Annotated in this window: 23 protein-coding genes and 2 pseudogenes; 6 read left to right on the top strand and 19 right to left on the bottom strand. The window is 42.9% G+C overall.

What is annotated here, in order from left to right; all coding sequences use genetic code 11:
* Positions 1-49 precede the first annotated feature (49 nt).
* On the bottom strand, positions 50-1,222 hold the full coding sequence (locus BFR57_RS07585; RefSeq protein ID WP_071463392.1) for a methyltransferase domain-containing protein: 1,173 nt from the start codon (positions 1,220-1,222) through the stop codon (positions 50-52).
* A 334-nt stretch (positions 1,223-1,556) separates the two neighbouring features.
* Between BFR57_RS07585 and BFR57_RS07580 the strand changes: the two genes are divergently transcribed.
* The 4 genes and pseudogenes from BFR57_RS07580 (at position 1,557) to BFR57_RS07570 (ending at position 3,955) form a co-directional block, all read left to right on the top strand.
* Complete coding sequence (locus BFR57_RS07580; protein ID WP_071463391.1) at positions 1,557-1,841, top strand: hypothetical protein; 285 nt, start codon at positions 1,557-1,559, stop codon at positions 1,839-1,841.
* A gap of 509 nt (positions 1,842-2,350) precedes the next feature.
* Entirely contained in the window at positions 2,351-2,782 is a 432-nt protein-coding gene (locus BFR57_RS07575) for a GNAT family N-acetyltransferase (protein ID WP_071463390.1), read from the top strand.
* Positions 2,783-2,996: 214 nt separating this feature from the next.
* Positions 2,997-3,227 (top strand): annotated as a pseudogene (locus tag BFR57_RS12980) (hypothetical protein); the annotation flags it as partial.
* A gap of 212 nt (positions 3,228-3,439) precedes the next feature.
* Positions 3,440-3,955 carry a hypothetical protein gene (locus BFR57_RS07570; RefSeq protein WP_071463389.1) on the top strand — a complete coding sequence of 172 codons (516 nt, stop codon included), beginning with the start codon at positions 3,440-3,442 and terminating at the stop codon, positions 3,953-3,955.
* 136 nt (positions 3,956-4,091) lie between these two features.
* On the opposite strand, the pseudogene BFR57_RS07565 reads toward BFR57_RS07570, so the two are convergent.
* Together BFR57_RS07565 and BFR57_RS07560 are read right to left on the bottom strand one after the other, a co-directional pair.
* Positions 4,092-4,313, bottom strand: a pseudogene (locus BFR57_RS07565) (transposase); the annotation flags it as partial.
* A 223-nt stretch (positions 4,314-4,536) separates the two neighbouring features.
* Entirely contained in the window at positions 4,537-5,418 is an 882-nt protein-coding gene (locus BFR57_RS07560) for a LysR substrate-binding domain-containing protein (RefSeq protein WP_071463388.1), read from the bottom strand.
* Between the two features lie 108 nt (positions 5,419-5,526).
* Here BFR57_RS07560 and BFR57_RS07555 point away from each other — a divergent pair, with 108 nt between their 5' ends.
* Positions 5,527-6,693 carry an MFS transporter gene (locus BFR57_RS07555; protein WP_071463387.1) on the top strand — a complete coding sequence of 389 codons (1,167 nt, stop codon included), beginning with the start codon at positions 5,527-5,529 and terminating at the stop codon, positions 6,691-6,693.
* A 174-nt stretch (positions 6,694-6,867) separates the two neighbouring features.
* Here the strand turns inward: BFR57_RS07555 and BFR57_RS07550 are convergent, their stop codons facing one another.
* Positions 6,868-7,761: a DUF5694 domain-containing protein gene (locus BFR57_RS07550; protein ID WP_071463386.1), complete on the bottom strand. Its 894-nt coding sequence runs from the start codon at positions 7,759-7,761 to the stop codon at positions 6,868-6,870.
* Between the two features lie 343 nt (positions 7,762-8,104).
* Between BFR57_RS07550 and BFR57_RS07545 the strand changes: the two genes are divergently transcribed.
* Entirely contained in the window at positions 8,105-8,536 is a 432-nt protein-coding gene (locus BFR57_RS07545) for a GNAT family N-acetyltransferase (protein WP_071463385.1), read from the top strand.
* 314 nt (positions 8,537-8,850) lie between these two features.
* Here BFR57_RS07545 and BFR57_RS07540 read toward each other — a convergent pair whose 3' ends face one another.
* From BFR57_RS07540 to BFR57_RS12915, 15 genes are all read right to left on the bottom strand, one after another.
* The gene (locus BFR57_RS07540) at positions 8,851-9,642 is read right to left on the bottom strand and encodes a DUF3307 domain-containing protein (RefSeq protein ID WP_071463384.1); all 792 of its coding nucleotides are present in this window, start codon (positions 9,640-9,642) and stop codon (positions 8,851-8,853) included.
* Positions 9,635-10,276 (bottom strand): SatD family protein, encoded by a 642-nt coding sequence (locus tag BFR57_RS07535; RefSeq protein ID WP_071463383.1) that lies wholly within the window; start codon positions 10,274-10,276, stop codon positions 9,635-9,637. The genes BFR57_RS07540 and BFR57_RS07535 overlap by 8 nt, the downstream gene beginning before the upstream one ends.
* Positions 10,277-10,409: 133 nt before the next feature.
* On the bottom strand, positions 10,410-10,649 hold the full coding sequence (locus tag BFR57_RS12800; protein WP_143441058.1) for a hypothetical protein: 240 nt from the start codon (positions 10,647-10,649) through the stop codon (positions 10,410-10,412).
* Between the two features lie 2 nt (positions 10,650-10,651).
* Positions 10,652-11,665, bottom strand: coding sequence for a UDP-glucose 4-epimerase GalE (gene galE, locus BFR57_RS07530; RefSeq protein WP_071463382.1), 1,014 nt, complete (start codon positions 11,663-11,665; stop codon positions 10,652-10,654).
* Positions 11,666-11,696: 31 nt separating this feature from the next.
* Positions 11,697-12,245 (bottom strand): sugar transferase, encoded by a 549-nt coding sequence (locus tag BFR57_RS07525; RefSeq protein ID WP_071463381.1) that lies wholly within the window; start codon positions 12,243-12,245, stop codon positions 11,697-11,699.
* Positions 12,229-13,185 (bottom strand): SDR family oxidoreductase, encoded by a 957-nt coding sequence (locus tag BFR57_RS07520; RefSeq protein WP_071463380.1) that lies wholly within the window; start codon positions 13,183-13,185, stop codon positions 12,229-12,231. The genes BFR57_RS07525 and BFR57_RS07520 overlap by 17 nt, the downstream gene beginning before the upstream one ends.
* Positions 13,178-14,350 (bottom strand): glycosyltransferase family 4 protein, encoded by a 1,173-nt coding sequence (locus BFR57_RS07515; RefSeq protein WP_071463379.1) that lies wholly within the window; start codon positions 14,348-14,350, stop codon positions 13,178-13,180. The genes BFR57_RS07520 and BFR57_RS07515 overlap by 8 nt, the downstream gene beginning before the upstream one ends.
* 4 nt (positions 14,351-14,354) lie before the next feature.
* Positions 14,355-15,995 carry a heparinase II/III family protein gene (locus tag BFR57_RS07510; protein WP_071463378.1) on the bottom strand — a complete coding sequence of 547 codons (1,641 nt, stop codon included), beginning with the start codon at positions 15,993-15,995 and terminating at the stop codon, positions 14,355-14,357.
* 9 nt (positions 15,996-16,004) lie between these two features.
* A complete protein-coding gene (gene wecB / locus BFR57_RS07505; RefSeq protein WP_071463377.1) occupies positions 16,005-17,144 on the bottom strand; it encodes a non-hydrolyzing UDP-N-acetylglucosamine 2-epimerase in 1,140 nt (379 codons plus the stop codon).
* Positions 17,141-18,334: a UDP-N-acetyl-D-mannosamine dehydrogenase gene (gene wecC, locus BFR57_RS07500; protein ID WP_071463376.1), complete on the bottom strand. Its 1,194-nt coding sequence runs from the start codon at positions 18,332-18,334 to the stop codon at positions 17,141-17,143. The genes wecB and wecC overlap by 4 nt, the downstream gene beginning before the upstream one ends.
* Before the next feature lie 70 nt (positions 18,335-18,404).
* Positions 18,405-19,796: a hypothetical protein gene (locus BFR57_RS07495; RefSeq protein ID WP_071463375.1), complete on the bottom strand. Its 1,392-nt coding sequence runs from the start codon at positions 19,794-19,796 to the stop codon at positions 18,405-18,407.
* Positions 19,793-20,869 carry a CapA family protein gene (locus BFR57_RS07490; RefSeq protein ID WP_253183636.1) on the bottom strand — a complete coding sequence of 359 codons (1,077 nt, stop codon included), beginning with the start codon at positions 20,867-20,869 and terminating at the stop codon, positions 19,793-19,795. Before BFR57_RS07490 ends, BFR57_RS07495 begins: the two co-directional genes overlap by 4 nt.
* 5 nt (positions 20,870-20,874) lie before the next feature.
* The gene (locus tag BFR57_RS07485) at positions 20,875-21,903 is read right to left on the bottom strand and encodes a glycosyltransferase (RefSeq protein WP_071463373.1); all 1,029 of its coding nucleotides are present in this window, start codon (positions 21,901-21,903) and stop codon (positions 20,875-20,877) included.
* Between the two features lie 546 nt (positions 21,904-22,449).
* The gene (locus tag BFR57_RS07480; RefSeq protein ID WP_071463372.1) at positions 22,450-23,409 is read right to left on the bottom strand and encodes a hypothetical protein; all 960 of its coding nucleotides are present in this window, start codon (positions 23,407-23,409) and stop codon (positions 22,450-22,452) included.
* 248 nt (positions 23,410-23,657) lie between these two features.
* Positions 23,658-23,876: a hypothetical protein gene (locus BFR57_RS12915; protein ID WP_290439328.1), complete on the bottom strand. Its 219-nt coding sequence runs from the start codon at positions 23,874-23,876 to the stop codon at positions 23,658-23,660.
* Between the last annotated feature and the right edge of the window lie 517 nt (positions 23,877-24,393).

Genomic DNA, 24,393 nt, shown 5'->3' with positions numbered 1-24,393 from the left:
GCTCATCGCTCACAGCGGACGTTTACATAAAGTTTCTAATAGTCTCAGGCTATTTAGCTTTTTTGACGATAAAAAATTGATAGCCAAACTCTGCCAAATAGTTTTTGTAGATAGCAATTTCAGCCGCTATATCAGTAAATGCTTCTGACTTTGGTCGTTCCGGCATTAACTCAGCTAGTCGCTGCTCCAGCGATTCATAATAGTTACGCCATCCCTTATCATCGAGAGTAAACGTATCGATGAGTTCGTAGCCTGCCTTTTCAATTTGCGATTTGCGAGTGTCAATTGTTTGCATGTCCGGATACTCGGTCGTCCAAAATTCAGTAGCAGCTTCACTGCGCTTGTCGGCAAGCCAAACTAAGTCATTAAATACCATGAACCCACCGGGCTTTAACAGACGCTTCCAGGATGCTAACGCTTTCTCAACTCCCATCACGTAAATCGATGTCTCACACCAAATCGCGTCGAAAGACTCATCGGGTAGTGCGATATCGGTCATGCTCATATTAAGTAACGACACTTGGTCCTTTAACCCGTTGACACTTAACTGTTCAGTTAACCTATCTAATGCCGATGGTTCATTATCAATTGCCGTGATTTGAGCATCTATTGCTTTCGCTAGCACTAATGTGGCAGCTCCTTTCCCGCAACCAATCTCTAGTAAATTATGTGGTTTGCTGGGTAGCATCTTAAGAGCATGCAACGTATCTTCATCAGTACCTGGCCCCCAACGCTCTAACCCGTCAAATACTTCAAAAAAATCTTGCATATATTGTTCGTGTGCATTCATATCTTTAGACAACCATTTGAGTCTGAGCGCCTCTTTTTCAGAGTAGCCCTGTGTTTGTAACCATTTTAAGTGGGCATCTGGCGCAATTCTCATTAACGACTGATGCCACGATTTTGAGCTGCTCTTTCCTAACAGAGCTGCCAATAAACTTTTTGCTTGTTGCTTTTGCTCGATGTCATCACTAAGCCGCTGGTAACGCTTCTCCAGCACGCAAGGGTCAAGTTTTTTATCGACGAACGCTTTGCACTCCTGCAAACTTAGTCCACCTGCCTGCAGGTTTTGAATAAGGCAAATGCGTTGAGCGTCTTCGTCGCTATAGACACGGTATCCATTTCGCTGACGCTGTCCCTTTATCAGACCGAGTTTTTCGTAATATAGAAGCGCTGAGCGAGAAAGCCTCACTATTTCGCCTAATTCTGAAATGCGATACATAAACCAACCAAAGTTTAAGCTAGATATTTGACTTTAAACTATGAAGCAATAGACAGGTCAAGTTAAAGAACTTGTGTATTGCATTAATGAGCAAGTGAAAGAAACGTTGCGTGCTTTGGTGATACTGTCCGTCATGAGCGATGAACGGATCCTTGGGCTTGTTAATATTTCTAATGGCGAACACTACACTTCTAGCCTTTCTGTTGTATTGTGTATTTAAGTCGTTTAATGTCGATTCCTTAATGAAAAAAGTTAAGTATTTTCCGTAGGTTGAGTGCAATAAAGGAAATTACAAACGTACTAAAGGTACACAAACATCTACATGGAGGGTTTTATGACAAAAACAGCTTTAGAAAAGCATAGTTATTTTTTAGCCCTTGTGTTCGCGCTTTTGGGGATAGTTGGCATAGTAGATTATTTATACAAATACTCATTCCACACTGAAGACTTATTAAAGGGACTTGGTTTCTTGCTCATGGCACCTTTTGCCTATTTTTATCCCAGCATTGATGGCGTCAAGAAAGCATCGACTAGCACTCATGCTGTACTCTGGTCAAAGTACCTTTCTTACGTTGGGATTGCACTTGCCACTGCTGGATTTATATTCCAGTGGCTGTAACCCCTAACAACTCACTCAAGCTAACCAGCCATGCAGCTTAGACTCAGTTCTGCCAAATAAGCGAGACTCTTCTGGGATCTCTTAAGGCATTAACGCCGGCTCCTGGCACCCAGCGGATTCTGGCTGTTACATCCTTGACTCAGCAAGTCGTCGCACATACAGCTCCCAACAGTCTCCGTCTGCCCTTCCTACCAAAACACGCGCACCCAAAGCACGCCAACTAGACTAGGCACTCCATCATTGACCGGGTTACCTTAACTGTTTAAGGTCAATATCATAGTAAAGTTGGATGCATTAAAAACACCATTAAAAGCAATAACTGAAAGGATCCCCTCTTATGTTCGAAATTGTATTACTAACGGCTCTAGCCATCGTCTCGGTGTTTGTGTCCTATTTTCTTTTGTTCGATAAAACACCTTTCAAACAAAAGAAAAAATCAGACTGAATGGTCTTGGAGGATTACTCACAGTACAGTAACTCCCTACTCCAAAAGGGAAAGTGACACCCAAATGAACATCACATATACCCAAGGCACTGTTGCCGATATTATTGAAATCGATGCTGCGATACCTGAGTTTGATAATAAAAACTCCAAGGAGAAAATTGAGCAGCGGTTGGCAGGCAAGGAGGCGCTGATTTTGGTGGCGTTAGAGGGCGCAAAAAAGGTGGGTTATAAGCTGGGGTATGCGCTTTCGGATACTGAGTTTTATAGCTGGCTGGGCGCGGTTCATCCGAGTTATCGCGGTYRTRGTATTGCCAAGCAGTTGCTTAAGCAGCAAGAGGCGTGGGTAAAGAATAGAGGGTTTAAATCGATTCGGGTGAAGTCGATGAATAGATTCCCGGCAATGCTGCAGTTATTAATTTCGCAGGGCTATATTATTTGTGGTTACGATGACAAAGGGAGTCCGGAGGAGAGCAAGATACATTTTATAAAAGGGTGATATCGATGTCGCGCCAAAGGCGCGACCTACCACGCCCCGAACCTACCACACCCGTGTAGCGTGCGCATTTTGCGCACGGGCAGATACCAACCGCCCCACCCGCGCATCCTGCGCACGGGCGAACAGCTCTCGCGCAACAAACCATTCAAAAATATACATGAAAATGAAATAAAGACCGTGTAGTTTCGATACCGGTCAACAATGCGATACATGGGGGTATGCTCGTGGCTGGCAAGTATTGGTCGTTAATGGGCGCCGAATCCTCAATCACGGTGGCTATTCTGGCACAACCTATATTAGAGATGTCGACACAGGACTATCGGTTATCGTACTGACTAACCGCGAAGATACATCAAATGCCCTGTATCCACTCTCGCTCGGTTGGGAAGCCGCACACGCCGTTGACACTTCCATCACAAGCGACGGCTACAGGTGCTGGGAGTAAGCTTAATAATCACATGGCGATTGTTGCAAAGCACCTTTTAAAGCCGCTACGGAAAGCAAAAGACCAAAAAACAAGCCGATTGACTTCATGTATTTAATCTTCAAGGTTTTATTTAACGCGTCTTGCAACTTGCAGGACGCGTGAATTACGGCTAGGTTTTTATTGTGGAGTTAGACTTTCACAATAAAAATTAAAAGGAATTTTTTATTAAGATGCTTAAATATATTCATCATTTTGTATTATCAATTAAAAACCATCGAGTACGTTTGAAGCTGTCAGGTGTTTTCAAGTTAGGTACTTATGTATCATTCTTTGTGGTTTCATCTATGCTCTTTTCCAGTTCTACTTTTGCAAAAACAGTTTGCAATACTCAAGTGGTAAAGGAAGAAGGCTCACCAACTCTTAGTCCTGGGCTGATTGATGCAATGTATGAAGCAATTAACACAAACGCGTTTGATCTTGACGAACCGTATACTTTGATAAGTAAGAAGCATTTCTGTACGGGAGGAGGTAAGTCTAGTATAGGAGCCGAAAATTCTTTTGAAACGTTTAACGATATTCCAAACCCTGACCCAACACCAAAAGAGGGTGACAAGCAAACAGTCACACAGACTAGAGCCGATGGGACCAGAACGTGGAGTTATACTTATATAAATGGAGGTTGGGTATTGACGGGATACAAATACACCCCTATGCCTGATGCTGATAGTTTGCCAGACGAGCCATAACCAGATTAGAATGTTTTAGGATCTTAAGATATTTCTGATGATTCTAGAATATATATGCTCAATTAACAGCTAAATAGCTGTAAGCTGGATTAGCGTGATGACTAAGGAATAATAATTTTTTGAGCGTTGCAGCTTTACGCTCTTCGGCATACATTTTTTTAAGACGTTTATTTTCGTCCTCAAGCTCTTCTAAACGCTTCATCATTGATGGTTCCATGCCGCCAAACTTAGCGCGCCATATATAAAATTAAGCTGAGCTAATGCTGTATTCACGGCATAGCTCTGGAACGGGTACACCGTTCTCGTTTTGTTTCAGAATCGCTAAGATCTGACTGTCTGTGTATCGTGATTTGCGCATAGAAAACTCCTTCGTTTTAGTTTAACGGAATTTTCTACTTATAACTGCTCCGATTTTTCGGGGGGATTACAGGGGGATTACAGGAGCTCTTAAGGCATTAACGTCCGCTATTGGCACAAACCGGAAGTCCCGCGAACAGCGGACACTTTAAGATTTATGGTTGATAACTATGATAGGAAGAAACTAGATAAGGTTTGCGAGTTGTCCCTGGTCGTTAAATCAATCACAGTCTAAATTTAGTATTGAAGTAATCTAAAAAGGCTTTGATTCTTGAAGACAGGCTGGTGTTGCGATAGTAAACGGCATTGACTCTTTCTCGTGGGTTGTTAAGTTGCTGTTCGTTCGTTAACACCCTAACCAAACGTCCTTCGCGAATATCGTCGGCCACCATAAAGTTAGATAGGCAGGCAATCCCATTTCCTTCAAGTGACAGCTGACGCATAAGCTCGCCGCTGGTTACTGCAATATCAGGTTTAAAAAACTGCCCCCCGTCGACAGGCCATACATTGAGCCGTTCGCTGTGCATGAAGCCAATTTTAGTATGTGAATTCAAAGCAATCTTATCACGCGGTATTCCATTGCGTTTTAAATAAGACGGACTCGCGACCATATGAAGCTTGGAATATCCCAACGGAGTTGCGTTTAACGAGGAGTCCTCTAGTGAACCAATGCGAATGGCTAAATCAACTTTCCGCTCGATGAGATCAATAAACCCTTCCGACGCCGTCAATTCAAGTTGAATATCTGGATACAATTCTCGAAAGCCTTTTACGTGAGGTGCAACTTGATGAATAAGGAAAGGAGTCGCTGCATCTACTCTAAGCTTGCCGTAAGGCTTAGTTTTTCCCTCGATAAGTTTTTGCTCAGCATATTCTAACTTTTCGACAGCTGGGCGCGCGTGCTCTATATATATTCTCCCCTCACTTGTTAGTTCTATTTTCCGGGTTGTTCTTGTGAATAAGTTCTCTCCCAAACTTCTTTCAAGCCGTTTCACTGCTCGAGAGCATTTGGCAACTTCAACACCGAGTACCCGCGCGGCCTCGCTGAAACTTCCCGAGTTAGCGACTGCAAGAAAAATTTCAATATCACTAGATTTAGCTTTCATAAGTCACTTTATTGCAAAAAGAACAAAAATATTTTTCAAATATTGCTGTTTTTACATTCAAAAGCAAGTCTCAAAATAGTCCTCATCAAAAACTGAGGAGGAAAACTAATGCCTATTGCATTACTTGCTTTAACTTTGAGTGCCTTTGCGATCGGCACCACTGAATTTGTGATTGTTGGGTTAGTCCCAACAATAGCAGAAAGTCTCGGAGTTTCTCTGCCATCAGCTGGCTTGCTGGTAAGTTTATATGCTGTTGGAGTTGCAGTCGGTGCGCCTGTACTCACTGCTTTAACGGGCAAACTGAACCGGAAGACTGTTTTACTCTGGTTGATGGCCTTATTCATCGGCGGAAATTTGCTTGCATGGCAAGCTCCGTCTTATGAGAGTTTAATAGCAGCACGGTTGCTAACGGGCTTAGCTCACGGCGTATTTTTCTCGATTGGCTCGACTATCGCAACAAGTCTTGTACCAAAAGAAAAGGAAGCAAGTGCAATAGCTATTATGTTTACAGGTCTTACAGTAGCGCTCGTCACAGGTGTTCCGCTTGGTACGTGGATCGGCCAGACATTTGGTTGGAGAGCGACGTTCTTGGTTGTTAGTTTGTTAGGAGTAATCGCGTGGATAGGAAGTGCAGCCCTTATCCCCAGAAATCTCAAACAAGCTAAACCCGCTAAACTTGGCGAGCAACTAAGGGTACTTACACATCCAAGACTTCTCTTGGTTTATAGTATTACTGCACTCGGGTATGGCGGTACCTTTACCGCGTTCACCTATTTAGCCTCAATTTTAGAAGACGTATCGGGCTTCAGCGCTGGGGCTGTTAGTTTGCTGATTCTTGCTTACGGCGCTTCTGTAGCTGTGGGTAACATTTACGGAGGAAAACTTGCAGACAAGTTAGGTCCTGTAAAGGCTCTGACATTAATATTTGGTGGCCTTGCCCTGATTCTCGGTGCCTTTTATTTCACCGCTCATGCCTCTTGGGCGGCATTGGTGACCATACTGGTATGGGGCGGTTTCGCTTTCGGCAATGTTCCTGGGTTACAAGTCTATGTGGTTCAGTTAGCAGAGAAGCACACACCGAATGCGGTAGATGTTGCATCAGGTCTTAATATCGCAGCGTTTAATGTCGGTATAGCTATCGGTGCATGGCTCGGCGGACACGTCGTTGCAGGCATGTCGCTAATGGATACATCTTGGATCGGTGCTTTGATTGTTTTAGTGGCACTCGTTCTTACCCGAATTTCTGGGCATCTAGATAATGCTCAAAGGGCGTAGCCGAATATAGCGATTAAACGTAATTGAGCCGGACATCGATTACAATTAAAGGTGGGCCCTCGGCCCGCCTACAAGGATAAAGATGTTTTATGGATATGCTGGAACTTAGTGAGTGCAGACATTGCTCCTACCGTTCGAGTGATTAACTCAACTACAAAACCTGCGCACAGAGAGTCATCTATCTCTTGTAAATGAAGTGCCCTCTGCTTGTTTGGGGGTATTCAAATAGTTTCCTACGTGCTCGCGTTCATACTCTGGGGAAGCATCAAAGAATAAGTTCAAAAGGTTCATATGCCCTGAACCAAAGATCACTAAAATTCTATCACCGGGCTTGGCCGGCAATCGTTGGATATTTCGGAAGATCCGAAGGTTTCTACTGAACCAGCGGCCAGTTTCAAAGTCGGCACCAAAGTAGTCATTTTCTTCAGCTTCAAACTTAAAGTGCCCAATCAAGTAGTTGCCAAGTGACTTTTTGATATTTTTTTCGCTATTCAGCCGAAGTAATTCGGCCGCAATACCTTGTGACTTGTACAATGGCTTTCCTGAGCTATATCTGAGCTCACTATCTGGGTTACTTTTGTAATACTTACCAAATTCAGCAACTTTAGCCTCATCATTGAGTACTTCGCTAACTGTGGAATACATTCGCCCCCATGTATCGGCAGCAAATATCGAATTATGTCCAAGCTTTTTGGCGAGCCTAAATCCGAGTTGATAAACCTCGTTTCGGGGAAATTGATTGAGTTCTGCATTTCTTATAGATAAGTAGGCCTCGTATTCCTCGGTGAGCTTTTTTTGCTCTGCAAACTTATGCTCGACAACAATATGTGTAGGATTAAAACCCTCAAGTTGCTCTGCGATAGCCTCGAGTTGTTTTTGGTATTCGCTCGATAAAACATCAATTTTCTCGTCGTCTTCCACTTTCACGACATCAAGGTTCGGAAACTGAAAATGAAAAGTACCTAAAGTTACTACTTTTATAGTTTCCTCGTTCTTATCAGGTGTTTGTCCAAAACTTAACGTAGAAGTTAGTAGCAACGAAACAGCTATAATAAATTTGTAAAACATGTGGGTTACAGCTTAATTAGTGATGACAGGATTCTATATATTGGGCTTACTCACGCAATACTAAAAATGTAACTAGTCATAACAGGCGCTGTTTTTTTTCAAAGAAAGAGCTGCCCAAATCCCCCTAAACGTCTGGTATTGGCACACAGCGGACTTTGGCTGTTTCAGCATTAACTCAACAAGTCTTTGCACCAACAGCTTGTAATAGCTGTCGCGCCAAAGGCGCGACCTACCGCTTGCAACAACCTGATCTCTCCCCAAGCCATGACATCGATGAGATTTCCATTAAAATAACAGACACCATTCGCGGTATGCACAAAGTAGCGGAGTAAGTGAAACCCAAATGAACATCACATATACCCAAGGCACTGTTGCCGATGTTATTGAAATCGATGCTGCGATACCTGAGTTTGATAATAAAAACTCCAAGGAGAAAATTGAGCAGCGGTTGGCAGGCAAGGAGGCGCTGATTTTGGTGGCGTCAGAGGGCGCAAAAAAGGTGGGTTATAAGCTGGGGTATGCGCTTTCGGATACTGAGTTTTATAGCTGGCTGGGCGCGGTTCATCCGAGTTATCGCGGTCGTAGTATTGCCAAGCAGTTGCTTAAGCAGCAAGAGGCGTGGGTAAAGAATAAAGGGTTTAAATCGATTCGGGTGAAGTCGATGAATAGATTCCCGGCAATGCTGCAGTTATTAATTTCGCAGGGCTATGTTATCTGTGGTTACGATGACAAAGGGAGCCCGGAAACAAGTAAGATACATTTTATAAAAGGGTGATATCGATGTCGCGCCAAAGGCGCGACCTACCACACCCGTGTAGCGTGCGCATCCTGCGCACGGGCAGACATCCTCCATGTAACGTGCGCATGTTGCGCACGGGCAGACAATCCCCGTGTAACGTGCGCATTTTGCGCACGCACCAGCATCCAATATCCCACAACACAACCCGCTATGTGCTTAACGACGAACAGCACACTATGGGTTTTAATAAACAGGCTTCGTGATAGCCGAAAGTCCTTCTCACAGCGAAGCCTTGAGCCCCTTTGTAATTTCGTAATCCCTGTATATCCTCAAGCAAAGGGGCTCTTTTTTTAACCTAATCCCAGTGCGAGTCGCGCAACAATCCCCACTAACAGCACAAGTCCAAAACTCGCGAGTGTTCCCAGTAACACGTATTCATTGAGCTGGGTATTTTTGCCACCATTCTCGCCGTATCGAAGCACCGATTTCGCCGCAATAATAAAGCCAATGGCGGTGTACTGGTTCACAAAAATCAACGTCAGCACCACAACCCGCTCAATATAACCAATCAGCTGTCCGGCTTTGGGGATCTGCGTATCTTCGTTCTTTAACGAGTAAGGTAAGAGCAGCTGACTAATTAAAATCGAGGTCGGCTTTATAGCCAACAGATAAGCGCCAGCGATAATAAAATAATCAACGGTCAGCAAGCCCGAGAAGTTACTCAGGCTATCAAATAGCCATACCCATACACACACAATCACAGCAAGATGCGCCAACTGATCAACGATGAGTACCTTAACGGCTTGAGCGTGCTGGTGACTCTTACGACGCAGCCAAGATTTTGCCAGATCAACAAGCAGGTGCCCTACTGCGATCGAGCCCACCGCTAACCACAAGCGCTCATAAGTGAGCTGTATCACATCTATCGCTAGCAAAATCAGTAGCGCAACAGCCATCAATCCAGCATGAATCAGCATGTGCTTAATGTGTGCTTTAATTACAGTCGCCTTAGGATAGGCTACAACACCCGATTCACCACGTTCGCCAAAACGCTTACCGCGAACCATCGCCCTGCTCTGTAAGTAAAAGTCACCCAAAATATGGCAAAGGAGTAAGGTCGCTAAGATGAGATAATCATTCATTACTGCCTCCTGCGTGTTGCTTAATCAACGTTTCGGCATAGTTCAGGTAAGCAGTGATAGCCACGTAGCCACTGGCATTAAGTAACTTGGTCGTATTCACTCGGCCTTTGCCCAACCGATCACCCAGTGACTGGTGGGATTCACCCGGATGGGATAAATAACAAGCCAGCACCAATGCCTCGGTCTTGGTGAGCGACGACAGATGCGCATCCAGTACCATAATGGTTGTGCCCAAGTGGAAAGCTAATTCGTCGTGCGAGGAGTCAAACCGAAGCAACTCCGACTTCATTTCTTCTAACTGATGTCCAGAGCGAACAAAAGCATCGCCCGTCGAGCTCTTCACGTTATTACGCAGCGTATCAATCTCACCCACCGCGATACTCTGACGCACATCCACCTGCTCCGCCAATAGATTCAAACGAATCAAGGTAGCAACATGAAAGGCATATTCGGGTTGCTGCAATACGACCTGAAACTCGTCACCCCGAAAAATATCAAACCTCAGGTCATAACGACCCGCAAGCTCATTGAGTACCTTATTCAGTTGCGCTAACAGCTGCTCGTATTTTGCTTTCTCGAACTTCTGTGACCCAACCACATCGCCCGTGATCACTGCCGCAAGAGGCGTAGCCATACCCCACCTACTGGTTAAAATTTAACACATGCTTTAAAAGTAACCCTATTTGGTTACTTTTGCAAATGTAACTGGATAGGGTTACTAAGAAGCGTGATTAAGTTGGAGTATCAGTGTAGTGAAAAAGTGCGACCTACCCCACCAAACTCGCATAGGGTACGCATTCAAATACATTCGCGATGGCATGCTCTTTGGCAAGGGTCAGTGAAGGCGCGTGGCGTTCAAATGAAATTTCTATATGTTGATTATCGAGGATACAGATAAGCGTATCGTGGCAGGTAGTGTGGTACAAGTGCTGCACCACACTTTTGGGATCGCTGACATTGGCCAAGCGAAAGGTAAGCGTAAATTCATAGGTGGGTAAATTTTGCATGGTTAAGACTTGTAGCCTTGCGGGTTTTGTTGCTGCCACCGCCAGGTGTCTTGCATCATGCGTTCGAGTCCATGCTCGGCAGCCCAGTTTAAGCTGTGCTTAGCTAGGCTCGGTTCGGCAAAACAAGCCGCGATATCGCCGGGACGCCGGTGTACAATTTTGTAAGGCACCGATTGCCCAGAAGCCTGTTCAAATGCCTTAATTACCTCGAGCACCGTTGAGCCTGTTCCGGTACCTAAGTTAAAAGTATGGTAACCGCGTGCGCAATCCAGATAGTCGAGTGCCGAGAGATGACCTCTCGCCAAGTCACAGACATGAATATAGTCGCGGACACCGGTGCCGTCGCGTGTAGGATAATCATCGCCATAAACACTCAGCTGTTCTAGCCGTCCGACGGCAACTTGAGCAATGTACGGCACAAGATTATTAGGGATCCCGTTCGGATCTTCACCAATCAGGCCACTCTCGTGAGCACCAACTGGATTAAAATAGCGCAGTGTCGCAATTCGCCAACGCTCATCCGACGCCGCCACATCCTTTAAAATACGCTCCACCAAATACTTCGATGTTCCGTAGGGATTGGTTGTCGCGCCAATAGGCGCACTCTCGGTAATCGGCGTATGCGCTGGATCACCATATACCGTCGCTGACGACGAAAAAACCAGCCTGCGAACATCATACTTCGCCATCGTTTTGAGCAACGTGTGCGTACCCACAACGTTGGTATCGTAGTACTCAACGGGCTTAGCAACGCTCTCGCCCACTGCTTTTAAACCGGCAAAGTGGATCACGCTAGTAATGGGATAGAAACGAAACACATCGTCCATTGCCTTGGCATCACAGACATCCGCCTCAACAAACATGACATTGCGCTGAGTAATGCGCTCGACGCGCTTAAGCGCCTCGTGTGAACTATTAGAAAGGTTATCAACAACGACAACATCCCTGTCGTTATTTAATAACTCAACCAATGTATGGGAGCCGATATAACCGGCGCCCCCAGTGATGAGTATCATTTGTAAGTCCTTTTACAAATTGGGGTTGGTTTTATCTTACTCGGTCACCACTGCCGCTTCCGGTAACAGTCATCAGAATGTATTTAAAGTAAGAAGCAATATCTAACGATGCCAGCATCTTTTGATCAGTCTTAGCCAAAAGCCGAGGCGTAGACATATCAATCTCATTAACCTGTGCCAGCCCAGTAATACCAGGGCGCGCTTTAAGCACACCACGAGTTCGGCGTTCTTCTATAAGCTCTTCTTGATTAAATAAACATGGCCGCGGTCCTACCAAACTCATCTCGCCCTTTAGAACATTCCACAACTGAGGCAGCTCATCGAGTTTGGTTCGGCGTAAGAAGTGACCAAACTTGGTAATTGAGGATGCACTCGCAAGATGACTCGCAACAGACGCAGTATCTTTTCGCATCGTGCGGAATTTAACTAAAGTGAACGGGCGACTGTTTCGGCCAACACGTTCTTGCATAAACAAAGGCGAACCGGTATCAAAAAGTCCGACAACGTATAGCACGACAAGTATGGGGAAACCGACCGTAAGACCGAGAAATGAAAAAATAAAATCAAACAACCGAGTCACGCGCCATCTCCTTTAGAACGGTCTCTAGATTCACCTTGGGCTTCCAACCCAAGGTATTTTTTGTATGTTCTATATCCACCTGTAACGAGCCTAGTAAACGGTCAGCTATTGCTCGTTTACCCAACAGACGGGCTCCCAATGAGAGTATCGAGGGTGGAAAAGGCAATAACCGCGGCTTTTTACCATAAGCTCGGGTCATCGCCGATAACAGTTCAGAGGTAGATACGTCAGCGTCATCGCTGACCATAAACGTCTGGTTCGCCGCTTCCGGCATTTTTATGCACGTTACAATTAAATCGACTAAATTATTGATTGCAACAAAACTCCGCCGATTTCTTAGCGACCCCAAGGGGAGAGGTAAGTTGCGATTTGCTAATCCCATTAATGACGCAAAATTAGCTTTGACGCCAGGCCCATAAACCAGTGGTGGACGGATAATAACGACCTCCACCCCCGTCCTTTCGGCTATTTCCCTCAAACCAATTTCAGCGTTAGCTTTTGAGACACCATATGCGTCCTCGGGCTGTAAGGGGGAATCATGTTTTAAAGCCTCACGACGTGTTGTTGACTCGCCTAACGCTTTAATCGAGCTGATATAAATGAATCTTTTTACACCACTATGGGCAGCTTGCTCCGCGAGTCGCAACGTTGGATAGGTATTAGACGTTAAGTATGCGTCTAACGGGTCTACTTCATCCTCGTTCATTACATGCGCTCTTGCCGCGCAATGCACTAAGGTATGAACTCGGGTAAGCGGATTAGAAACATCAAACGAGGAGTCGTTTAGATCTAGAAAATACTCCGCTACGGCTGACTCCTCGTTATGATGCCGAGTAAAACTCAGTACCGACTGATTTTTCTCCATCAAACCATGTACCAGTGCACGACCAACGAAACCGCTTGCTCCGGTTATGCCAACGTATTTACGTGAATCATCCATGATTCTTTTCCCCGACAAATGCGATGATGTCGTTAGCCATATCTTCCATAATATGTTTACGCGAATATTTTTTAACAAACTCAGCACGAGGTTGCTCAATCAACGAAAGTCTATCGAGTGCCTTAAATGCGCCGACTGAGTCTCCCGGTTCGAAGACTTCAGCATTCGAAACATTTTGGTTAATAAAATCTTTTGCAAAACCTCCAACCCCCGCCAAAATTGGTTTTCCTAACGCAGCGTACTCGAATATTTTAGACGGCAGCACCTTTTTAAATGCTTCATAATCATTGAGGTGAAGGAATAAAACGTCTGCACTTTTATAAGCATCTATGAGCTCATCTCTCGAAACGGGCGGTAATAGCTGAACATTACTTAATCCCTCACAATCTTCTCGCAGTTGCTCCGCTCGCCCGCCGGCACCAATAATACTAATCCGTGCTTTTTCACTAACGCGCTTCGAGAACTCTGGAATGATTTTATGCAACCCCTGCCCCTCACCAATATTTCCTGCATATAAAATATGAAGAGGTTTACTTGTTAGCGGACGCTCAGATAGCGGAGCCGCATCTATAAATTCACGATCAATGCCGTTAGTAAACCATCGGTAAGCAGTATGGGGATACCGGCTCGAAAAATAGTCTGCAAAGCCACCAGAAACTAAGTTAATCCTGTTTGCTGCTTTAAATGTGTAGTTTTCTATTACTCTAAGAGCGGGAAAAGTAGCTAATTTGAGTGGACCAGACAGAACTTCATTCAACGTATCAACAAATATATCTCGAATATCAAGATACAGAGGCACTCCCTTTTTTCGAGCTATACGAGCGCCCAGAAAGGCGGTAAGAAGTCTTGATGATGTTGCAAATACAGCAACGTATTGCTCATTTTTCACAATTTTTGAGGCTTGAGTATAGAATGAAAAAAACGCTTTCGCTTGATCGACCATCCCACTTTCGTGTCCAGGTAACGCGACTCTGTGCACAGTGACGTTATCATCTTGCTCGTGCTCTGGAGCTGAAGCATTGAATCCTGCGTAGCGATTTGGGAGCGTAGTAATCACCTCCAGTTCAAGATCGTGCTGCCGTAATTTATCAATTAACGCAGTGCACCTAAAAGACCCAGCACATAAGTCGGGCTGAAAATAAAAAGATAAAACAAGTAACTTCAATTTTTTATCCAACACTGATTTTAGTTGTGAGAAAACTGGACTGAATCGGTATAACTAGACGTTTATTGGGTGTGGATTTGCCAAATTCGGGGTGCCAAGTCGAAGCTTCAACAAGTACGCTCGATCTGGACTCGAATGTCACTTTTTCTTGAGCTGGACCTATAAGTTCAACAGTATAACTATCGATGAGTCTTACATTGATATCTGGGTGTAGATGAAAATGAACTCGTGCGCTTGAAAAGTTCGCGGTAAGCTCATCCTCAATAAGAACTTGGCTATCGCTAACGGTGCACCGCCTTAGGTGCTTAAGGCCTTTTACTATTCGGCAGTAACCATCATGCTCTGCTTCAGCAGATACCTCAGCATCTTCTTCCCACGAGTGATAACCGTATACATTTGCACGACGAGCCACACGGAATCCGCCCCAAACCTCCGAGGAGTTTTCTTTATTGACCACAATCGTATTGTGCGCATCAGTTCCTCGTTGCCGTGCACGTTCTCTGCTAGAACCATATTCGGATGTACCAGAGTTGACGATAAAACGTTGGTTACCAACGGATAGTTCAATACTCAAAGTATCAGCATGGGCATGACCGGGTAGATAATCTGGACCAACCTGCGCATGATCAAAAAACAGCGTGAAAGGTCCCTTCACCAATCGACTATAGCCAGAATCATGCAAGCACTTCGAAGATCGCCTTAAAACGTTGTTACTGTTAAAGCCAAGTAAAGCTGCATAGTTAAAGATTTGCTTTGGAGCCGCGCTGATCCCAAATGCAGAATCGTTGAAGAAGCAAATATCGCCGTCGGGGTGCACCATGGTTTTCAGCCATTCCAACGCGTTCTCAATGGTCGAACGCCACTCATCTTTGTGATGAGTTACCAGTGCATTTTTACAGCTATAGGCAAGGTTGAATAAGTCGAGTAGATCCCACAGCAATATGCAGTGATACATCGGGCTAAGTTCGAAATGTCCTCCGTCTGAGAGGAACTGCTCTTCTATCTGGCTATTTAATAAATCTAACCCTTTAACAAGCAACCTTTCGGCTCTTTTGTCACTAAAAAAAGCACCGACAAAGCAAAGTGCTTTTGCATTAGCAAATAAATGATTGCCAAGAATATGGAATTCTAACTGTCGATTAAGTGCTTGTGCCTGCTCTAAGATACTGAATAGGATGACATCGTCATAAATCTCATTTCTTTGACACCATTTAATCCAGTTAACTAGTCTGAGCGAGGTTGGATAAGGCTCCCATCCATTTCCATGCATTGCCGGATTTTCTTCAATCCATTGAAGTATCAATGACTTTTGAATATCAACGCGTTCTTCTGAACCGCCTGCATTTAAGTCATCAAAGTAGTGAAGGTTATATAACCAAAGCTTATCGGCTGCGGGGTCGTTCCAATCATGTGCAGAGTTAACAACACCTGTCTTATTAAGAAACTCGACACGTCGACCTGGCCACAGACTTTGTTTCAAAACCTTGGGAGCATCAAACGGCCACTTTGAAACGACTAGCGGTTGGAGCCTCCTTAGACGCCCTTTTCTAATAGGTAAGAAACGGTACCGCAACCGATAGCTGACTTGGCACCAACGCAAATACTTCAACGTATTGAAGTATAAAGACACTTTTTTTAACAGCATGCGATCTATCTACAAACGCATACTGATAAAATCACAAATTCGCTTACACGCATGCCCATCGCCATACGGGTTATTGGCTTTGGACATTTGCTCATAGAACGCGGGCTCGCCAATTAAACGAGAGACGTTCTCGACAATAGCACTTTTCACCGTACCAACGAGCTTTACGGTTCCGGCATCAACCGCCTCGGGGCGTTCCGTGGTGTCTCGCATTACCAGTACTGGCTTGCCAAGCCCGGGAGCTTCCTCTTGCACGCCGCCACTGTCGGTTAGCACTACGTGAGAGTGCATCATTAAATAGACAAAAGGTTCATAACCGAGTGGCTTAATGAGGTGTACGTTTTTAAGGCCTTTAAGTAACCGATTAACAGGTTCTTGCACATTCGGATTAAGGTGCACGGGGTAAATAAAGTGTGAGTCAGGGTGCTTGTTAGCCAGTTCACGTAGTGCTTCGCAGATTTGCTCAAAGCCGTCGCCAAAGTTTTCACGGCGATGCCCTGTAACGAGCACATAGCGCTCAGATTCTAAATCAACGGTTAAGCCTGCATCACTGAGCTGAGACAACACCGACTGTTTGAGCGTACTCGATTGCGTGAGCTTTTCAGTCACCCAATGGAGTGCATCAATAACAGTATTGCCGGTCACTATAATATTGTTTTCGTCAACGAGTTCGCTGAGCAGTGCGTTTTGGTTTCTGACGGTCGGTGCAAAATGCCATTGGGCAAGTCGCCCCGTGAGCTGACGGTTCGCTTCCTCTGGCCAAGGCGAATATAAATTATTGGTTCGCAGACCGGCTTCAACGTGCCCGACAGGTATTTTCGAGTAAAAAGCCGCCAAAGAAGCGGCTAACGTGGTTGCAGTATCGCCGTGAACAAGCACCACATCAGGTTGCGCTCGCTCTAATACTCCGCGCATACCCAGTAATACTCTAGAGGTTACATCATATAAATCTTGTCCTTGTTTCATAATATCAAGATCAAAATCGGGCGTGATTTCAAATAACGATAGCACCTGATCAAGCATCTCTCGATGTTGAGCCGTCACTGCAACAGAGACCTTGTAACGGTCATCTGCCTGAAATGCCTTGACCAATGGCGCCATTTTTATAGCTTCAGGACGCGTGCCAAAGACCAACATGACATGCTTCATTGGGTCACCCCACAAAAGTCTAATGTTGGCGCAGCCACCTCAAGTGATTTGAACTCGTTATGTGCAACAAGATAAACGACCAAGTCAGCACACTTAACGGCGTCTTGATAATGAGTCAGACGAATTAAACTGTGCTCAGTTAAGTTAGGCTCAACGGCTATGGCATCATATCCAGAGAGGATAAGAGACTGGTATACCTCAAGCGCAGGTGATTCGCGTAAATCGTCAATGTTCGGTTTAAAAGCTAGCCCCATACATGCAACTGAGGGTTTGCGATTCAGCTTACTTTCGAGTTTGTCTAAGCTGGCTTTGATTCGTTGACTAACCCACTCAGTTTTATAGTCATTAATTTCACGAGCGGCGCGAATAATGCGAGCATCCTCTCCGCCTTCGTGCACGATAAACCAAGGGTCAACCGCAATGCAGTGACCACCCACACCCGTACCCGGCTGGAGAATATAAACGCGAGGGTGACGGTTGGCTAAACGAATCAGCTCCCACACATCAATCTCGAATTTGTCACACAGAATAGAAAGCTCGTTGGCGAAAGCAATGTTGACATCACGAAAGCTGTTTTCGGTAAGCTTCGCCATTTCTGCTGTGCGCGCATCGGTTTCAAGCACATCACCAGTAACAAAGCTACGATAAAAATCAGCAACTACTTTACCTGCTTCTGGCGTAATGCCACCCACGATGCGATCGTTTTCGACCAACTCGCGCATAATATGCCCGGGCAACACACGCTCAGGGCAATGAGCAATATAGATCTGGTCCACATCAATGCCCGACTCTTTCAGCACGTCAGCAACTTTTTCTGTGGTGCCAACAGGTGACGTTGACTCCAAGATAACCATATCGCCCTTTTTAACCACGGGCGCAATCGCTTTAGAAGCGGCTACAACGTAATCAATATTAGGAACAAAGCCTTCATGAAATGGCGTGGGCACAGCCAAGACAAATACATCAGCCATAGCAGGTTGAGTAGAAGCTTTGAGATTACCGTCTGATACGGCACGCTTTACATAAGAATCAAGATCCGGTTCGACAATATGAATTTTGCCTTGATTAACCGTATCCACCACATCCTGTGATACATCAACACCTTGTACGTTGTAGCCACAGTGCGCCAACAACGCAGCAGTTGGCAAACCAATGTAGCCAAGGCCAACGACGCAAATATCCTTTTGCATGTCTTTTTATAATCCTTTAATTTTTTGAACCCAAAAACTTTATTATTTAAGTTAATTAAAGCGTTTTTAACTACTTCAAGTGATTACAACCAATGAAAAATACTTTTTCAGGGGCAGTATCTATCTTAATTTTTAACTTACCAGAGTTTGTTAAAATTGGTCGTTCTACGGCATAGAGAGAATAGTTCAAATCGACATTAGAGAAGTCAATCTTTTTAATTAAATGACTACAATCTTGCTGGGTTTTAGGCACTACATACAAAAAAATTGAACCAGGCATATCTTGCATGACTTGTATCGAGTGTACATCTTCAAATATCCTATGATGGCGGCCAAAGATAAGTGCAGTTAATTGTATTTTATTATTATCTTTGTCGAGCACATACTCTGAAGCACGACCTTCGTCAAACATAAAGGAATCGATAAGCGTTGACTGAGACTCAGACACTCTCCTAATTCGATCACCTGTGCAATATCTTATGAATGGAAATGCGTAATTGTGGAAAGATGTAGCTACCAACTCGTTTTCAACACACTCAGTCAGCCCATAGCTTGAGCTCGCTTTGTACTCGTATGAATTCTTTTCAACCTCTTGTGCGATACAAGCTCTTTCACTGTGGCCATAAAAACAAAAACACCTACTTCCAAGAGTAGATTCAATCTCGTAACGGATATGTGGTGGTGCGAATTCAGAACACAGCAGCACTCCGCTAACCCGATTCCTCAGTATATCGATGTATTGATGAGCATTTCTTATCTCGGTAACAACTTCATGAATTAAGCTTGGGTAACCGTGTAATATAAACATCTGGTTAGGATTAAGCTTAAATATTTCTAATAAGCATTCAACTTGCTGGCCAATACTCTTATAAGTATTTATGAAATAAGCATCTCGAATGACGTCGTACTCCACATCATTACTCAGGTTGACCTGACCGACAAAGCAAATACGCGTCGTGTTCCATTTCAACCCCCAACGTTTGAAAAAATAATGAAGATTCGCCCATTCAACACCTAACTGATTACTACTAATCGAAAATGAGAGTGGGGTACCTGATGTCCCTCCAGTATTTACGCTCAATGCCGACCTTACATTCTTACATCCAACTCGATTAAGAGAAGCATCTTGCAGCATGGACTTTGTTACAACTGGCAATCCTCGAATATCCTTAAGCCTTTCAATTGTATCTAGGGATAAACCTTTCGATTTATATAACTCGCCATAAAACTTAGAGTGTTGTAACGCATACGATGCTATCTTTTTTGCTTCCGATAACTGCCAATGACCCACCTCATTGGCTGTTAGCTTATCCAAAAAATAAATTCGCCTGACTTCCTCTCGATAGCTTTTAGCTATTCCTGGCCGTAACGAATAAGGGACCCTTTTTAAAATATTTCCAAGTAATGGAGAACGAAGAACCCTACGACTATTATTCTTAAGATAAAAAGCGAGTTTACTCACTTTGCTCCAATCCTTACCATTAGATTAATCAATAACGTACGAAAACGATTCCAAATATCTTTGACTGCGATATAGTATCGCGAGTCCTTGGTTCGATAAATCGGAAGCAACTTGGTTTTCACCCGATGTATTTTGAAAAAAGCATCGTAATCATCTATTTTTATCTTTTCAAAATCACTAAAGCCGATTGCTTTGTTAAACTCTTCAAAAGAGTACCTACCCAAATATTCAGTCTTAGAATCCTGCTTCTCGTACAAGTGCAATACTGGCCCAAGCTCAGATGTAAGCTCAAACATAAGCTGCAGACTACAATACCGAGGAAATCGAAGCTTACTTGAAAAGAAATAATTCTCTTTAAAATACCAGTTCCCTAAACTGTAGATGATTATCCCGTGTTTGTATCTTTCGACTGGCTGAACACAGTGAGGGTGGCAGCCAACGATATAATCACACCCTAAGTCGACAAGAGAATGAGCGAGAGAACGTTGAAATGGTAGTGGTATTACTTCTAGCTCATAACACCAGTGCATTAGAACAATGAACTTTGAGTGTGGATATTGCTTTTTCTTTTCCGTAAACTCTTTCAAAACCCAAGAGTGGCTGAGAGGATTTACACCTGGTCGGTTACAACTTGCGTTAGTACATTCAATGACATTCCAACCGAATGAAATTAAAATATAATCATCGTTAAACACTGACAAACGCCTAACTTGGGAGGCCTCCGACAGGTTGTCACCTGCCCCTACCGTTATATGTCCCTTTTCTTCGATTGCACTCTTAGTTCTATTTATTGTGCCAACATCGTCAATATGGTTATTAGCCAAATTAAATATCAAAAATGAATCATTAAATATGCTGTCCAATAATTCAAAACTATTGAATACCAACTTACGATTTTTATACAAATCAAACTCGTCTGACTCAGCTAGTCCGCCTTCGAAATTTAAAATTATAAGTTGTTCTTTAAAATCAGTGTGATGATGATCGTAATTATATTTATCGATACTAGCCACGTCACCGACAAAAAAAATAGAGTTTGTTCCTTTAGAGGGAACAACGAGATCCGCTTCCATCGAATTCAATCAAAAATCTCCGAAATTTTACGTAAAAATAAATCACGCACACGACAGGATTCATAACTAGATAAAAAGTAGTCCCTTGCTGCATGACCCATTCTACGTCGCTCAGTAATATCCATTAATTCAAACTTTCGTATAGTTTCAGCCAATTGTTCTAGGTCATCGACTTCCACAAGAAAACCAGTTGTTCCATCGACTATAATCTCCGGAACACTTCTCCATTTAGTAGCGATAACAGGTAAACCAACAGAATACGCTTCTAAGATGACACCCGGGTGCCCTTCTCCAAAATGTCTAGTCGGAAGGATAAGACAGGACATTTCAACTAGAAACTCATGAATTGAGTCAGGTCCAATAATCCCCAAATACTTACAGTTGGGCCGCTCATTAATTTCCTCAATTAAATCATTTTCAACAACAGGTCCGGCAAAAAAAAACTCCGTTTCGCGATATCGTTTTGCAACTTCAATTATCTCTCCAACACCTTTTGAACGTTTTATTGCTCCGACGAAAGCAAACTTATTTTTATTAGTATGCTGACAGGTATAAGAGCTAATAGGTCTAGAGTTAGGCAATCTCACAATCTTTCGATCAGGATACATACTTTCAAAGAAGCTTGACACCAAATCCGTCTCAAAAAAAGTAATACCTGAGTTACTAATTGTTAGCCTGACTAGAAAACGCTTTACAAAACCATAAGACAAATAAGTCTGATTGAATACACCACCAAACATTCGCAATGCGAACTTTTTTCGGAATAACTTACAAATAAATAAAAATAATGGACCAAAATAAAGTGCACCATTGGCGCTAACGTTAAGAACAGTAATCTCGCTATTCATACAGTACGTAATACTTCTAAATAAATATCGAAATTTATCCAATACACTAACCTTTTTTATTTTAGAAGTGTCTGTGACATAGAGTTGAATATGTGGATTTGACTCTAACCCGATAACTAATTGTTCGAACAATACAGTGGTACCACCAATCGGACCTGGTCTTGCTCCTATTAAATGCAACTTCAACTGTTATTTCCTTATCAGACTTAAAACTTCAAATAATTAAAAATTCTCGAGCTATCACTACACCAGCATAGGTAGCCAACAAAACCCGGCTACTCCTCTTCTAGATTCATCGGTTATGACGGGTCTTGGCAGATTGTAAAGTTAACATGAAGGTTCTAGGGGGAGCCGATTATCAAAGGCAAAATCAAAAGGCATCTTAGTTCCCTCACTCAACATAAAGCAGTTGTTAAACTACTTAAACTCCACTCGCTAAATTCGAAAAGGGATGAGCTACTTTAGTCGAAGCTCGAAGCAATAGTTAAAAGACTCTTAAATTAACACAACTAAATTAATCAGTGCTATATCACAACCAACTTTTCGTAAATATTATAAAATGCACAAGTTGGGAAAACGTTCTTACTAAAATAGCACAATTTACTTACCATCCAATTTAAAATATCAACATGAAAAATATAATTTATAATAAGTTATTTTATTTTTATCCGCTTAAGCGATTCAAAAATCGAGTGTTAATTCACACATATAATTTAATTAAATTTTAGGAAGCTACCAAACTAAACTTTTCCCTAAACTATACAACTCACTATATAATTTTTTTTCTTCTAATTTACTCTTCAGCCTATCCACAGTTAACGACCAGTCGTTAGTAATAACAACTAAATCTTTATATCTCGAACTATAATCGCCAACGAATTCAGTCATTATTGGAATAACACCTGAGCAAACGTATTCGGCAAATTTAATTGGTGATGCGGTTTGATTAACTATGTTATCGTCTCGCAAAAGAAATCCAAAGTCTGCTTCTCTCAAGCGACTCGGAACCTCAGCTCGAGATAAAGACGCTACGAAAAAATTCGATAACGAATATTTTTCGAGTATACTTAGAGCCTTATGTTGATCTCCAGTGAAAACTCTAAACTCAGTGTTAGACGACTCAACTTGTTTGTACATTAAGCAGGCTTTCTCAAAGCATTGCCACTTCGAAATAGACCCTAAGTAACAAAAAATAATTTTATTTTTAGCATTCTCTTTAGGTTTTAAATATAAAAAGGACTTATCGCATTTGCAGGCCTCTACATATATGCTTCGAACGTAAAATCGATTATTCAAGTAGTTCTTCATATTTTCGGAAACACAAAGTACCTTATCCGCCTTATTAAACGCAAAACGCTCTAGGATACTCAAAAATTTTCTACGAACTCTTGATCTATTTCTTAAAAAACTCTCTTCCGAGACGATTCCTCTAAAGTCATAATAAATTCTAAATTTTTTTCTTGTTATCAAGCGCCAAATGTAAACTTTTACGAAGTCTAAAAGCTCTCTACAATACACCGATGAACCCGACTTAACTGTTCGAAATTTACTCAATTTTTCGTCTTCCAGACTATTTACTTGACGCTTTCTAATTATCATCTTGCTATTAATAAAACGCCTAACGACTTGTGAATCGATAACTGCTGGAGATAGATTTTTAGGGACTATGACATAGTCAATCTTCAACTTCATAACACAAATGCCTCAACTTGTTAGCTGAAATTCCTTTTAATCCAAAAGGGCTCTAAATCTTGATTATAACTAAATATCTTATTGAACTCAGCACCATCAACTGAAGGCTTGTTAATCGGCTAAAGAACTAAAATCGGCTAATCTTAATTTAAAGTGCAATACACTGTATGGCTACATAAAGACAAGGAGTGAATATTAACGAACACGAATAGTTAAAATTTTAAAGCAGTAAAGGTTAAACTAGATATCTAATCTCTATTTCTCAACTCCGCAACATCATAACCATGAATTAACAACGACGAGGAGCCTTTATTTGATATTATTCTAGCCGGAACACCGCCTAGGGTATAAGAACCTTCGCTAAAATTTTTGCTAACCACAGCGTTAGCACCAATAGCGACATTATCGCCCAGCTGAATATCTCCATAAACCTTTGCCCCAGGCCCTATATAACAATTATTCCCTATTATTGGAGCTTTCGACCTTTCCCCTCCTTCAGTCCCTATATTAACTCAGACATGTATCCAAGAATTAGCACCTATTCTTGCGCCGCCATTTACAACTATCGTTCCTCCATGAGCTATGGATAGCCCAGGACCAAAAACGTTAGGAGGAATTGAAAACCCAAGCTTTCGACTTAACCTTTGATACTTTAACTTGACAAACGCTGTATAAAACATGTTCTTTTTACAATTTATGCAATATTCCATACGTCTAAGATATCGTTGAAAACGCCAGACGTCGTTGAATTAACAGGATTTAGCAGAATTATCTACATTAAGTGATTTCTTGTCTGCACAAAGAAACGCTTTATAATCTTTTTTTGAAGTTATCATGTCATTATTAACCACATCAGATTAGCACTTGGCTAGTGTTACACCCTAGCCACTTACAGAAATACTATATGCTGCACAAACAAGTACCGCATTCACGTATCCCTTCGTTCACTCTGTAAGAGCACCAATTTAAGCCTGTCAGGCTGAG

Origin of the sequence: Idiomarina sp. MD25a (assembly GCF_001870515.1) — a bacterium.
Classification (GTDB): domain Bacteria; phylum Pseudomonadota; class Gammaproteobacteria; order Enterobacterales; family Alteromonadaceae; genus Idiomarina.
Note: the sequence above shows the minus strand (reverse complement) of the source record. Positions and strands in the feature narration are given on the sequence as shown.